The sequence below is a fragment of the Actinomyces stomatis genome, assembly GCF_031292835.1.
Lineage (GTDB): Bacteria > Actinomycetota > Actinomycetes > Actinomycetales > Actinomycetaceae > Actinomyces > Actinomyces stomatis.
Map to the genome: position 1 here is coordinate 14,825 of NZ_JASPEP010000025.1, position 14,154 is coordinate 28,978.

Sequence of the window (14,154 nt, forward strand, 5' to 3'; positions counted from 1 at the left end):
TACGGACGTCAACACCCCGGGAAGGTCCCGTCCCCGAGGAATCCTTTGCGCAACGGCGCATGGGGACCGATCCTCGCACCGGCCACGGCGTAGGCGTCGGCGTCGTACAGGCTCCCGGCGTCACCTCCGGGCTCGACGACGTCCAGCCATTCCGAGGCGTTCACCCAGTGCTGGACGTCGAGGTCGGGAGGACCGAGAGGAGAGTCCACACCTGCGGCCGCCGTCCACCCCAGAGCGTTCGTCGCACGGCGGACGTCGGCCGCGATCCAGGCGAGCTCATCGAGCGCCGCAGAGGGCTGCAGCAGGCCGGCCGACAGCTCAGCGGTCATTTCACTGAGGCGCTGATGGTGGGCACGGACCAGCTCCCGCGCCTCCACCGTGCCGCCGGGCGTGAATGCACAGGAGTCGATCCACTGGCACAGGTCCAGGAGCAGGCCGAGGTCCTCCAGGACTGGACGCTGCTCGTCATGCCAGATCCGCTCCCAGCGGGAGGACAGGGTCAGGAAGGCGGCACGGCCGACGATGACGTCCTCGGTCGAGTCCAGTGCGGCCGAGCGCCGCTCGAGCTCGGTGACCCTCCCGAGCATCCCCGGCTCGAACCACTGGGCGCCGCGCGGGCTGCCGAGGTCCTGCCAGGAGCGGGTCAGGTTCTCGTACTCGTCGCGCAACCATCGGTAGTCGGCCATGACCCGAGCGCCGCGCACCTCCCCCTCCGGGACGAGGCGCGCCTGGAGCTCGGTGGCCTCGTAGTCGTAAGTGACCCGGGAGTAGGCACGCCGAGCCTCCCGGGCCATTCGGCGCGCGGACAGGCCGCGCCACAGGTAGTAGGCGATCCCGCCGGCGCCCATGAGGGCCGGCAGCAGCATGACTGCGGCGAGGAAGGGCTCCCATACCGCCACGACCACCGGTGAGAGCACGACCGCCAGGCCCGCAGTCATGATGGCGCAGAAGGCCAGCAGTGAGCGGATCCCACCGAGGCGGACAACGAGAGGAAGGTGCGTGGGCGGCATCCGTCGTCCTCTCGTCGCGTCTCGAAGGGGGGCTGGCCAACCGGCGGTCGTGTGCCCGCCTGCCGGGCCTCATCCTTCCCATCAGTCCGGTCATCTGCCATGGGGAGAGCAACACGGGGCGCCCCCGACAAGGGGCACCCCGTGGAAGTGGAACCGGGAAAGAGCCTAGTGAACGGGTCGCCCCACCGGCAGGGTCGAACACCCCGTGCTGGGCAAGGCAGCGCCCCATCTGACGCGGCCGATCCCAGTTCGCACCCGTACGACCGGCGCCAGTCTCAGGAGTGGCGCCGTGACTTCGGGGATGGCTCTCGATCGGGCCGACTCAGGACCTGGCGGCGACGGCCTCGATCTCGACGCCCGCCCCCAGCGGCAGGGCGGCCACCCCGAAGGCGGCCCGGGCCGGGAGGGTCTCGCCGGTGAAGTAGCGGGCGTAGACCTCGTTGACGGCGGCGAAGTCGGCGATGTCGGCGAGCAGGACCGTGGTCTTGACGACGTCGTCGTACCCGAGCCCGGCCTCGGCCAGGATGGCGCCCACGTTCTTGAGGACCTGCTCGGCCTGGGCCTGGATGTCGCCCTCGACGAGCGCGCCGGTGGCCGAGTCGAGCGGCACCTGCCCGGAGACGAAGACGAGCGAGCCGGCCTCCTGACCGGTGGAGACGCCCTGGGAGTAGGGGCCGACGGCGGCGGGGGCGTTGGTCGTGGCGATACGGCTGACGGTCATGGTTCCTCGTTCCTGCTGGACACTGGAGTTCGGCCGCGTCCCTGGTGAGCGGAGCGGCGGCCCGGGTGGCAGCGCAGTGGCGCCGGCGCCCGGGCCAGACTACCCATGCCCCGAGGACAAGCCGGATTTCAGGGAGTGCACCGGGCAACCGCAACGGATTCGCCGTCGGGGTCCGACACCGGATCCGACGTGAGCCGATTGACAACGGACCTTCAGATCGAGGACTGCGCGTTCCTGCGGAGGACTGGGGACTGACCTCAGTCATCCGCCTCAGATCGCAGTCCTCGCTGCAGAAGTACGTCCACTACCGCCTGGCTCGACCTGCCGCAACCGTTGGGTCACCTCGCCCCACTGAGCTGTCCAACACATGACAATCAAGCAGCATCACCCCAAAATCCATCATCTAGGACTAAAAGCACTTCCAAATGCAATTGGTCGGACGACCCGACGAATCCTCCATACACAGATTCCAAACCCTCCCAACGACACGGCGGACGAACTACAATAAATTACCCGAGACAGAAGGAGGTTCATGATGCAATATTTGAAGCATTGACGTCCACTCGACCAGAATCCCTCGAGGCGGGTTCCTCAATATAGACTCCCAAATTGCGCCATCAATTTGCAACACAAAGAGCGGAACAACGAGATGCCCAAAATGTACGCAATCCAGAAAGCAAAGAGAAAAAGGCAGCGCCGGCACCATCGGAATCGACCTATGAAGCACCCCAAAACAGAAAACAAACCGTTTGACGCCTCCATATTGCTTATTCATGAAATCGGAAATCAAAAGTCAGGAGACCTTCTAAATTGGACGCGTCCGATCGTTGATGAAATTAGGAGTGTGGCCAGCGGGCAGGGGTGGTGTTGCGAAGAAACCGACTCCGGGTTCGACAGAACTGTATATCTGACAAAAGGTTCAGACCGTCGCACAATTTCTTTTCAGGAATGCATCTGGTCTGATGCATTCAGTAGACCCGCAGTTAAAGAAATGATTTGGTGGACATTATCTCGGCTTCCACTGGCGCCTTTGTTTCTCCTCACCCCAGACTCTGAAGATTTGGAGAGGATCACTTCCGAGAAACGTCCACTTGGTCCAGTTGTCCGTTTCGCCGTCCGCTTTCTTCTATTGACAGGAGCGGTCACCCTCGCATCGACGTTAATCCTATATACTTTTCTCTGCTTTCGCTTTATTGGAATTATTCCATCAGCACTGATAATTTCCCTTATCGCAGCCTTGTCCTGGACGTTTCGCGAAAAGTTGGAAATTTTTCATAGAAAGTACAATTTAATCGGACATGTTAGAGTCGCGGCGTCTCAAACCGTGGGGCAAGCTTCAGAAATTTCTACAAGAATCGACGAAGCAGTATCGCGAATTTGCTCTTACTCAAATAGTGTGACAGTGCTCGCTCACTCACAGGGTGGGTTTCTCGCGCATAAACAACTTTTTAAGTCACGACACAGGCGCAATATTTCTCGCTTAATCGGAGTGGGTTCCGGACTTCGACCAATTACCGTATTGTCCGCATGCGAAAATAGAAAAAAATACTTGCAATTTGGGTACTTTTATTCATTAACTCGATTAACGTTCCGGCATCGTTCTACGCGCTGTCATTTTTTTCTCAATATTTAAAATATATCTTGAGTCAGTTTGGAAACTTCACTCCATATATTTTAACTATGTTAATTCCAGTAGACTCAAGAGGGAGCATCATAATTTCTCAACTGCCATTCACACACCTAGACACCCGGAGTCTGGCATACATTCTTTTCATCCCGCCATTACTCTTTGTGTTCACTATGATTATTTGCGTAATATCTGCAATCATAGTAAATAAGACATTTACTTCAAAAGTTGAAGAAATTCCAAAATTAGAGTGGGTGGAAATCAGCACCTCTCATGATATAGTAGGAAGAATTCCTTTTCCAAATTTGCCAGATCGTGTTGTTAGTTTGCCAGTTGGGTCTGAGGGAAATCCGCTCTTCGATCACCTTAATTATTTTGCGCAGGATATGCTCACTCCCAAAATAGTTGGAACCTGTTTGGCTAGAGATGTAGGTCTTGACGTAAAGCAGTCTCTAACTGACTACAAAATACTAGGAGCTAGGCTGAATCTTATACTCGCTAAACGTTGGCGACTGATGACTATCATCGCATTCATTTTCAGTTCTTACTTCTTAGTTAAATTCTTCCTCAACCCCGTTTCCCTGTATGCCATTCTTTTCCCGGTTGCGCTATTTGTGTCGAATTTTATTATTAGACCGACACAGTACCTAATGAACGGAATTCTTCGTAAACATGACGTTGAAACTGCTTCATCGAGTATTTTGATCTCAGACAAAACTGGCTTCCTAGATTCTCGCGCAGGAATGTTTACTACCGTCACTCTAATCTTCTTAGGTTTATCAGAGTTATGGTTTTTCTACGAATGGATCATGGTAGTGAACCAAGGCCTGATTGAAGACTCTTTCACACCCTATATATTAGGTCCTGCAGTAGTGATTCATTTAGGGTGGATTGCACTGCTTTGTTCCGGCTATAATGTTGATGGTGCCAAGGTTTGTTTGGTTGTAAATAGTTTACTGGTTATTCCACTCTTGTCACTATTTTTCTGCCCGGTCTACAAAGTTACGTTCCCCGGAGTCTCAAACATCCCTTTGAACTATCCCTTCGGGCTATTTCCCTGTATACTTTCTATGTTGTCGTTTGGTCTGACCCCCGTTTGTTCGCTCCTTGCGCGACGAAGGGGCAGGAAAATTCCCGGCACAAAAAATAGTTCAGAAGGATCGCGGTACGACACCATCATCTGACTATCAGATTGAAGGTGCGGTGGGAGCCGCCTATCTCACCCCCCAGGTCACCCAGGACCTATGGCACCCCTCCCAGACCCTCGCAGCGGGGCCTCCTACGACGACGTCGTGCGGCATCCCGACCCCGCCGGCCACCGCGTCCCAGCCTCGGAACGATCAGTGTTTCGCACAGCGAAACGGGCTGATCCAGTCAGTGGCACGTGACACACTGAGCCCATGCACGCACGCGCAGGACAGCCAGCACAGCCCGAAGACCTCATCGACGTCGACGAGGTCGTCTCCGCCTACTACGACCTCGTCCCCGACCCCGCCGTCCCGGCTCAGAAGGTCGTCTTCGGTACCTCCGGGCACCGCGGATCCTCTCTGGACACCGCCTTCAATGAGGCCCATATCGTGGCCACGACCGCCGCCATCGTGGAGTACCGCCGCTCCCAGGGCACCGACGGCACCCTCTACCTGGGCCGAGACACGCACGCCCTGTCCGAGCCCGCCTGGCGCACCGCCGTTGAGGTGCTCGCCGGGGCCGGGGTCACCACCGCCGTCGACGCCCGCGGCGCCTACACGCCCACCCCGGCCGTCTCGCACTCCATCCTTCTGGCCAACGGCGCCGGGACCAAGGCGGGGGTGCGCACGAGCGGGCCCGGCCTGGCCGACGGCATCGTGGTGACCCCCTCCCACAACCCGCCGCGCGACGGCGGCTTCAAGTACAACCCGCCCACCGGCGGCCCGGCAGGCTCAGAGGCCACCACGTGGATCGCCAACCGCGCCAACGAGCTACTCGCCTCCGGGTGGCAGGACGTCCCGCGGGTCCCGGTCACCGAGGCACTCGACGGCCCCCACATCATCAAGCACGACTACCTGGAGACCTACGTCGCCGACCTGGAGAGCGTCATCGACCTCGAGGCGATCCGCAAGGCCGGCGTGCGCATCGGTGCTGACCCGCTGGGTGGCGCCTCGGTGGACTACTGGGGCGCGATCGGTGAGCGCTACGGCCTGGAGCTCACGGTGGTCAACCCCGAGGTGGACCCGGCCTGGCACTTCATGACCCTGGACTGGGACGGCAAGATCCGTATGGACTGCTCCTCCCCCAACGCCATGGCCTCGCTGCGCTCCACGATGACGCCCGACGCCGAGGGCAAGACCCCCTACGACGTCGCCACCGGGAACGACGCCGACTCCGACCGCCACGGCATCGTCACCCCCGACGGCGGACTCATGAACCCCAACCACTTCCTGGCCGTGGCCATCGAGTACCTGTTCACCCACCGGCCCGGCTGGCCCGCCAACGCCGCCGTCGGTAAGACGCTGGTCTCCTCCAGCCTCATCGACCGGGTGGCCGCCGCGATCGGACGCACCCTCATCGAGGTACCGGTGGGCTTCAAGCACTTCGTGCCCGGGCTGCTCGACGGCTCGATCGGCTTCGGCGGCGAGGAGAGCGCGGGAGCCTCCTTCCTGCGCAAGGACGGCACCGTGTGGACCACGGACAAGGACGGCATCATCCTGGCTCTGCTGGCCAGCGAGATCATCGCCGTCACCGGCAAGTCCCCCTCCCAGCTGCACGAGGAGCAGGTGGAGCGCTTCGGCGCCAGCGCCTACGCCCGCATCGACGCCGCCGCTTCCAAGGAGGAGAAGGCCAAGCTCGCCGCCCTGGCCGCCGAGGACGTGACGGCCACCGAGCTGGCCGGCCAGGAGATCACCGCCCGACTGGTCAACGCGCCCGGCAACGGCGCCGCCATCGGCGGGCTCAAGGTCACCACCGAGGACGCCTGGTTCGCCGCACGCCCCTCGGGCACGGAGGACGTCTACAAGATCTACGCCGAGTCCTTCCAGGGCGCCGAGCACCTGGCGCAGGTGCAGGAGGAGGCCAAGAAGGTGGTCGCCGCGGCCCTGGGCGGCTGACGGCGGAGGCGCCTTCCTGCCTCGCACCACCCCACCAAGCCGGGCATGTCTCGCGCAGCCCCACAGAAATTCTGTCGGGGGCCGCGGGAAATGCCCGGCTCGGCGTCTGTCTGCCTCCCTCCCTGGCACCCCCCTCCCTGCTCACGGGGACATTCCGCGCGGCCGGGTGCGCGCCGTTCCGGGCGGGGGCATTCGACGCCGTCGGGGACGGGATGCCTGTCCCCGAACGCGCAATGTGTCCCCGGCCGCAGAAGAATGTCCCCGCATGCGCGGAATGTCCCCGGCCGTGACCTCGGGGCGCGCGGAGACGCCGGCGAATACTCGACGCTTGGCTACCGACTGGTGAAAATATGGGTATGGGCACCACCGACTCCCCGGTTCTCCACATCCGTACGGCCCGGACGGCCCAGGCGGAGCAGGCGCAGGACGCAGCTATGGCCGCCGCCCTGGAAGCCATCTGCTTCCCACCCGAGCATGCGGCCAGTCCGGCCACGATCGCCGAGCGGATGGCGACCTATGCCGACCACTTCTGGCTCATCGAGGATGAGGGCGGCATGCTGCTGGCACTGGTCAACGGACCGTGCACCGACGAGCGCGATTTGAGCGACGAGATGTATGAGGCCCCCGCGATGCACGACCCCGACGGGGCCTGGCAGATGCTCCTCGGCGTTGCCACGGCGCCCGCCGCACAGGGGCAGGGGCTGGCCACCCGCCTGCTGCGCACCGTCATCGAGACGACACGCGCCCACGGCCGCCAGGGCCTGGTGCTCACCTGCCTCGACGACCTCGTGCCCTTCTACGCGCGCCTGGGGTTCGTCGACGAGGGCCTGTCCGCCTCCCACCACAGCGGCGCGCTCTGGCACCAGATGCGGCTCACCCTGGCCTGAGCGCCCCACCGCACACGGCTCCGGGCGGGGACATTCCGCGCAGCCAGGTGCGTACCACCCCGTACGGGGACCTTCGACGCCGTCGGGGACAGGAATCCCGTCCCCGGACACGTGATATGTCCCCGGCCGTCAGCAAAAGTCCCCGGCCGCGAGCACAGGTCCCCGCACACGCGAAAAGTCCCCACAGATGGCGACTCGCCGGGCGCCACAGGTCACCTGATGCAAGCCGCCTCCACAAGGCCGACGACGTCGGGCGCCTCCTCCCGTGCTTCGCCCCACGATGAGGGGCATGAGTATCACCGCACTCGAACGCACCACCGTCTCCCACACTCTCAGCACAGCACCGTCGCTGCCGTTGCTCCTCACCTCTGATCCGGTCATGGCCGGGGCATCCCGACTGTTCACCGGCCCGGGACTCACCCGGATCGCCCCGGGGACCTACGTGCCCTCCCAGGAGTGGAAGGAGGCCAGACCCGACCTGAGGCACACGACCCTCATCCGGGCCGCCATGACCAAGACTCATGGCGACATCGTCCTGCTCGGCCCATCAGCGGCCGTGTGGCTCGGGCTGCCCCTGGTGGGCCGCCTCCCCGGGCGAGTTCAGTGCCTCCGAGTCAGCGAGGCCCGTGCGCGCACAGCACTGCTTCAACGCCACCGCCGCCCCGGCCTGGGCGACCTGCTGAACACATCCGGCGCCCACACCTCATCCGTCGCCGACACACTCGTTGATCTGGCCCGGTGGGGCGGGCTCACTCAGGGGGTCTGTGCCATGGACGCCGCCCTGGCCTCCCACCTGTGCACCCGCACCGAGCTGACCGACGCCGTCGACCGCCTGGCCACCGGCGCCCGCGGCATCCGCAGTGCCCGCACCGCCATCCACCTGACCGATGAGCGCTCCGAGTCCCCCGGAGAGTCCCTCTCCCGCGTACGCATGTGGCAGGCCACCCTGCCCCGCCCCGATCTCCAGCATGAGGTTCATATCGACGGCCAGACCTACCGCCTCGACTTCCTCTGGCCCCACACCATGGTGGCCGGCGAGTTCGACGGCCGCATCAAGTACCGCAAGAACAGCTACGGCAAGGACGCGGAAGACACCGTCGTCAACGAGCGCCGCCGTGAGCTCATCCTCACCCGCGCCGGCTACGACGTCGCCCGCTGGGCCTGGGAGGACGCCTGGCCTGCCGACGCCTCCGCCATGTACCGCGAACTCGCCCAACACGGCATCCACCCCACCGGCGTGCGCTGGTGACAACCACTGAACCGGGCATCGTTCGCGTAGCACTGCAGAAATTCTGTTGAGGGCCGCGGAAAGTGCCCGGCTCGGTGTTGAGTGGGGCAGGAGTCAGCGGGCACATGTACCGCTCGCTGGCGGGGACATTCCGCGCGGCCAGGTGCGTACCACCCCGTGCGGGGACCTTCGACGCCGTCGGGGACAGGAATCCCGTCCCCGGACACGTGATATGTCCCCGGCCGTCAGCAAAAGTCCCCGGCCACTTCCGGGGGCGAGCGATTAGGGTGAGGGTGTGAGTCAGTCCCGCCCGTCGAGGCCGTCCAAGCACCACGTCGAGCACTCCTCCACGCACACCGATCCTGCACGTTCCACGCAGACCGCCGGATCGGCGGGCTCCCCCGCGTCTTCCGCACCCACCGACTCCCCGACGAGCCCTGCGGCCGCATCGGCCGACCAGGCCCTGACACCGCCGGGAGCCCCCTCGGCACCATCCGGCACCACCACGCCGCGCCGGGCCCCCTCTCAGCAGTCCCGGCCCGGCCCGCAGGACGACATCATGCTGGCCACCGGCCGCCCCCGGCAGGCCGAGCGCCCCAAGCCCCCCACCCAGGAGCAGATCCGCAACCAGCCCGGCCGCAAAGCCTGGGTGCCCAACCAGCACGGGGCCTGGTCGATGCTGGTGCTGCCGCCGATCGTCGGCTGGGTGGTGGGCGGCTTCAGCTGGGTGAACCTCCTGTTCCTGCCCACGTGGTGGGGCAGCTACCTCACCTACTGGTCCTGGTCGCAGTGGCTGCGCACCCGCTCGGCCCGCAAGCGCGCCCTCATCATGCTGCCGCTCCTGGTCTACACCGGCTGGACGGCCTCGCTGGCGCTCATCACCCTGCTCGTGGCGCCCTACCTCATCCAATGGGCGGTGCCATTGCTGCCACTGTTCGCCATCGCGTTGCACCAGGTGTGGCGCGGTCACGAGCGCTCGCTGCTCTCGGGGCTGTCGACGACGACGGCCGCCTCCCTCATGGCGGCCGTCACCTACAGTCTGGCGGTGCGCGGCGACGGCGGGTTCCTGGGCCTGGGAACGCCGAGCTCCCCCCTACCGGGGGCCTCCCCCAGCGGCGCCCTGACGGGCTGGTCCTGGATGTGGCTGGTCACCGCTCTGACGGCCGCCTACTTCTGCGGGACCGTGCCCTACATCAAGTCGATGATCCGCGAGCGCTTCAACTACGTGCTGCTGGCCGGCACGGTGGCGGCGCACGCGGCGGTGGCGGTGGTGACGTGGTGGCTGGCGTCGTCGGGGATGCTGCCGTGGGGACATGCCGTCCTGTGGGTGGTGCTGACCGTGCGGTCGCTGGTCATGCCGCTGTGGCAGTGGCAGCTGGTGCGCACGCGCCACCGCCCGCTGCGCCCGGGGACGATGGGCATCGTGGAGGTCGTCATGTGTATGGCCTTCCTGGTGACCATCTCGGTATGACGACGCCGTAGCCCACCCCGCTCCGGCAGGTCTCAGCGCTCGGTGCGCCAGGCGGCCGCGGCGGTCAGGACCCTCTCGTTGTCCGACGTCGTCCCGATGGAGACCCGCACCCCCTCACCGGCGAAGGGCCGCACGAGAATGCCGGCGGCGCGGAAGTGCTCGGCCAGCGCCGTCGTCTCCTCACCCACACCGAGCCAGAAGAAGTTGCCCTGGGCCTCGGGCACCTGCCAGCCCTGGGTGCGCAGGGCGTCCACGACCCGGTCGCGTTCGACGGCGACGGCGGCCGAGCGCTCGGCGGTGCGGGCCAGCTCGGCCTCCCCCAGGGCGGCGGTGGCGGCGGCCTGCGCGGGCAGGTTGACCCCGAAGGGCGTGGCCACGGAGCGGATGGCGGCGGCCAGGCCCGGCTCGCACACGAGGTAGCCCACGCGCATCCCGGCCAGGGCGTGGGCCTTGGAGAAGGTCCGAGAGACCACGAGGTTGGGGGCCCCGGCCAGGAGGGTGAGGGCGTCGCCGGCCCGCGGGTCGGTGACGAAGTCGAGGTAGGCCTCGTCGACGAGGACAACGACGTCGCGCGGCACCCCGGCCACGAGCTCGGCCAGCTCGTCGGCGGTCAGGATCGTCCCGGTGGGGTTGTTGGGGGTGCAGGCCATGACCACGCGTGTGCGCGGGGTGATGGCCGCCAGCATGGCGGGAACGTCGTGGCGGGCGTCGGGGGTCAGCGGGACGCGCACGGCCCGGGCCCCGGCGACGGCCACGCAGATCGGGTAGGCCTCGAAGGAGCGCCAGGGGACGACGACCTCGTCGCCGGGCCGGCAGACGGCGTCGAGCAGGTGCTGGATGAGGGCGACTGAGCCGTTGCCGACGACGACCTGCTCGGCCTCCACACCCCAGCGGCGAGCGAGGGCCTGCGTCAGGGTCTCCCCGGTCATCTCCGGGTAGCGGTTGACCCCGGTGGCGGCGCGGGTGATGGCCTCGACGACCGCGTCCTGCGGCGGGTAGGGCAGCTCGTTGGAGGAGAGCTTGGCGATCTGCGCCGCGGCGGCGTCGGGCCGGGCCCCGGGCACGTAGGCGGGCAGTGCGGCGACGTCGGGGCGGATGCGGACCGTCGTCGAGGGGCCATCCTCCGAGGCCGCGACGGGGGTCGCCGGCTCGGATCCGCCGGGCACTGGGGTCGCTTCAGGAGTCATGACCCCATCTTGGCACCGGCACAGGTTGCCCAGGCAGAATGGGCCCATGGAGATCGTGGCACGAACCATTGGAAACGCGGCCGGTCTGTGGCTGGCCACGCGCCTCCTGTCCGGGCTGAGTGTGCCCGAGGGGGTGGGCACCTCCCAGATGTGGCTGAACCTGCTGGTCCTGGGCCTGGTGCTGGCGCTGGTGAACTCGCTCATCAAACCGGTGGCGAAGTTCCTGACCTTTCCGCTCTACATCATCACCTTCGGACTGTTCGCCCTGGTGATCAACGGTGCGATGCTCTCGCTGACGGGCCGGCTCACCGACCACATTGCGGCACTGGGTACCGGCGGCTCGGTGCCGCTGGGGCTGGAGGTCTCCTCCTTCGGCTCGGCGGTGGCCGGCTCGATCATCATCTCGGTGATCTCCTCGATCATCGCCGCGATACTCGTGCGCCGCGAGGACTGACGCCGACGACGTCGGCCGCTCCAGCTGATACCGACCAGCGCCTCCCGGCGCCGGTGGGTATCACCCACGGGTCGGTCATTGTCGACTCGGCGCGCGCCTGCAACCTCATGACCCACAACACCTAGTGCTGGCCCGTCGGCTGCGGGGCCGGGGTGGGCAGCGGGTAGGAAGGCTTCGCCGACGGCACTGCACCCCGGTAGGTGGTGCCGCCCTTGTAGACCCCGTTGGGGTCGGTGTTGCGCTGGATCGCGAAGGTGTACTCGGTGGTGGTCGTCCCCTGCTCGCCGGCTCCCGAGGCGTGCGAGAAGGACTTGTTCCAGTCGGCCAGCTCGGGGGCCTTGTCCTCCAGACCCTCAGTGGCCTGGGCGTAGGCAGTGGAGGCGTGGGGGTAGCCGTTCGTGCTCGTCTGATGGGTGTCGAGCATGGCGACCTGCCGGTGGGGGCCGGTGGGTGTGGGGGCGGCGTCGAGCCCGGGGACGGCGTCACCGGTGTTCTCCAGGTGGAGGGCGCGGACGTCGTCGGGGATGTCGGCTCCTGCGGTGGGGGAGCCGGCGGTGAGGACCGAGGTGATGTTGTAGCGGTCCTGGATCGCCGGGTCGGCGGCGATGTTGGAGACGGTGATTCCGCCCTGGGAGTGGCCGTAGAGGGCGATCTCCTCCCCCGGTTTGATACCGGCCTGGCGCATGGCGGTGACGACGCCGCTCTCCATGGCCGTGGGTGTGCCTCCCACGCCCTCGAGGTTGGTGAGCAGGTCCTGCGGTTCGCCGTCACCGACGGTCCAGTCTGTGGTGCCGGGGACGTAGACGACCCAGGAGACGCGGCCGTCGGCATGCTCGACCCGCTGGATGGAGATGACCCCGGCCTCCTCGTAGCCCTGACCGAGGGAGCGCCTGGAGGACTGCACCTCCTGGCAGTGGGTGATGGTCTCGGAGATGTTCTGCGGGGACTTGGTCTCCTTGCCCTTGCCGGTCATGCCGGGCTTCACGGCGCTGGCGAGCCCGAAGGGGTCCTTGGCGGCGGGCGGGAGCACGGTGGCTCCGTTTCCACCGACGGGGGTGACCGTGATGCCGCTCTGGGTCCCGTAGATTCCCGCCCCCAGCGCGGCGGCGTTCACCCCCAGGGTCATGGCGACGCGCTGCATGGGTGTGAGGCTCTTGGTGTCGACGGTCTGCGTCCCCACGGTGACCTGTCCGGGCAGGCGCTGCTTCGCCCAGGGGTCCAGGCGCTGAGAGACCTGCTGGAGGTAGGTCTGGACCGTGGCGGCCTCCCGCCCGGTCTTGGCGTTCTTGAGCCAGCGCGTCAGCAGGACGATCCTGACGAGGTCCTCCTTGACCCACTGCTCGGTGGTCGGGTCGCTGAGCAGGAGCGTGAGGGCCTCGACGACGGCCTGGCCGTCCTCGTTGTCCTCCAACAGCTCGTAGAGCATTCTGCCCGCCACCGGTGACGACGCCAGCAAAGCTGAGATCGTGGGGAACTGAGCGGCGATGGAGGGGCCCAGCGCCAACTGGAGGAGGCCGGGGTCGAAGGCCCGAACGTCCACAGGCCCCACAAGACCATTCACGGGAGTGGCTTTCCCCTCGGCCAGGGTGTGGGCCTGGGAGCAGGCGGTGACGTCGGAGGCGATGCCGCGCAGGGTGTTGGCGACGTCTTGGAGCGACCCCGCCCCCGTGCTCAACGCATCCAGAGCCTCAAGCGCTTCGGACTTTTCCAGATCGACATCGAGACCGGTATGGACACGTGCGTCACTACCCCCATCGCGGATGAGACGACGAATATCAGAAGGATCCCCGTCGTCCTGAATAGGAACGCACTGACCATTAACATCCTTCCACCTTCTACCCGGAGGGGAAAGAAGGTTCGAGTCAAGAGGGTCGAATTGAAGTGGTGGTGAAGGCGGAGGCGGCACCGCATTCACTTCGGTGACCGCGTTGGCAATGAGTGTTCGTGCGTCATCGAGGGATCCGGCGGCCGAGGTGAGGCTGCTGGCCAGGGAGTCGAGGTCACTCGTGTTCACGGAGACGGCTCCGCCCGCCACCACGACGGCGGCGCCCCCACCCCATATGGTCCAGGTGTGGCCGGTATCCTCCGGGGCCGGCCCGGTGTACGGGGCGTGGGAAGTCTTGGGCTTCGGGCGCGACGACTTGGAGGCCGGCGATTCCGTCGCATGGGGGTCCTGCTTCCAGGCGGGGTACGGACCACTGGAGCCATCCATGGCGACCGGGCTCATGACGGACTCGTTCCAATCGACGAGTTGCGTGACTCGATGACACTGAGCTTGGAGAAGGCCGTGTCATAACGCGCCGCCAACGCGCTCAAGAGCCCGGAGGCCTTGGTGAGCGCCGTCTGGCAGGCGGTGGAGTCCGCCCCCACCCAGCTCGCGGGGACCGACGTGGGGAACAGGGCGACGGCGTGGTCATAGTCCGACCTGGAGCGTGACAGTGAGAAAGACATGACTCGACGGTAGGGCGCCCCCGAGGCGACCGCAG

General features: G+C 65.5%; 11 protein-coding genes. 6 read left to right on the top strand and 5 right to left on the bottom strand.

The window, feature by feature from the left end; translation table 11 throughout:
* Positions 1–8: 8 nt before the first annotated feature.
* Positions 9–1,010 carry a DUF5129 domain-containing protein gene (locus RIV12_RS11100; protein ID WP_309323881.1) on the bottom strand — a complete coding sequence of 334 codons (1,002 nt, stop codon included), beginning with the start codon at positions 1,008–1,010 and terminating at the stop codon, positions 9–11.
* Between the two features lie 322 nt (positions 1,011–1,332).
* Positions 1,333–1,731, bottom strand: a complete 399-nt coding sequence (locus tag RIV12_RS11105; protein WP_309323882.1) for a RidA family protein — start codon at positions 1,729–1,731, stop codon at positions 1,333–1,335.
* A gap of 1,791 nt (positions 1,732–3,522) precedes the next feature.
* On the opposite strand from RIV12_RS11105, the gene RIV12_RS11110 reads away from it, so the two are divergent.
* The 5 genes from RIV12_RS11110 to RIV12_RS11130 all read left to right on the top strand — a co-directional run bounded on the left by RIV12_RS11110 (position 3,523) and on the right by RIV12_RS11130 (position 10,027).
* Complete coding sequence (locus tag RIV12_RS11110) at positions 3,523–4,542, top strand: hypothetical protein (RefSeq protein WP_309323884.1); 1,020 nt, start codon at positions 3,523–3,525, stop codon at positions 4,540–4,542.
* Positions 4,543–4,758: 216 nt separating this feature from the next.
* On the top strand, positions 4,759–6,441 hold the full coding sequence (gene pgm, locus RIV12_RS11115; RefSeq protein WP_309323886.1) for a phosphoglucomutase (alpha-D-glucose-1,6-bisphosphate-dependent): 1,683 nt from the start codon (positions 4,759–4,761) through the stop codon (positions 6,439–6,441).
* Positions 6,442–6,797: 356 nt separating this feature from the next.
* Entirely contained in the window at positions 6,798–7,328 is a 531-nt protein-coding gene (locus tag RIV12_RS11120; RefSeq protein WP_309323888.1) for a GNAT family N-acetyltransferase, read from the top strand.
* Positions 7,329–7,617: 289 nt separating this feature from the next.
* Complete coding sequence (locus RIV12_RS11125; RefSeq protein ID WP_309323890.1) at positions 7,618–8,577, top strand: hypothetical protein; 960 nt, start codon at positions 7,618–7,620, stop codon at positions 8,575–8,577.
* Positions 8,578–8,851: 274 nt separating this feature from the next.
* Positions 8,852–10,027: a YwiC-like family protein gene (locus RIV12_RS11130; RefSeq protein ID WP_309323892.1), complete on the top strand. Its 1,176-nt coding sequence runs from the start codon at positions 8,852–8,854 to the stop codon at positions 10,025–10,027.
* Positions 10,028–10,059: 32 nt separating this feature from the next.
* Here the strand turns inward: RIV12_RS11130 and hisC are convergent, their stop codons facing one another.
* Positions 10,060–11,214: a histidinol-phosphate transaminase gene (gene hisC, locus RIV12_RS11135; RefSeq protein ID WP_309323894.1), complete on the bottom strand. Its 1,155-nt coding sequence runs from the start codon at positions 11,212–11,214 to the stop codon at positions 10,060–10,062.
* A gap of 46 nt (positions 11,215–11,260) precedes the next feature.
* Between hisC and RIV12_RS11140 the strand changes: the two genes are divergently transcribed.
* Positions 11,261–11,668 carry a phage holin family protein gene (locus RIV12_RS11140; protein ID WP_309323896.1) on the top strand — a complete coding sequence of 136 codons (408 nt, stop codon included), beginning with the start codon at positions 11,261–11,263 and terminating at the stop codon, positions 11,666–11,668.
* A 121-nt stretch (positions 11,669–11,789) separates the two neighbouring features.
* On the opposite strand, the gene RIV12_RS11145 is transcribed toward RIV12_RS11140, so the two are convergent.
* Both RIV12_RS11145 and RIV12_RS11150 read right to left on the bottom strand, forming a co-directional pair.
* Entirely contained in the window at positions 11,790–13,895 is a 2,106-nt protein-coding gene (locus tag RIV12_RS11145; RefSeq protein WP_309323898.1) for a hypothetical protein, read from the bottom strand.
* Entirely contained in the window at positions 13,892–14,119 is a 228-nt protein-coding gene (locus RIV12_RS11150) for a hypothetical protein (RefSeq protein WP_075417441.1), read from the bottom strand. Before RIV12_RS11150 ends, RIV12_RS11145 begins: the two co-directional genes overlap by 4 nt.
* Positions 14,120–14,154: the final 35 nt, after the last annotated feature.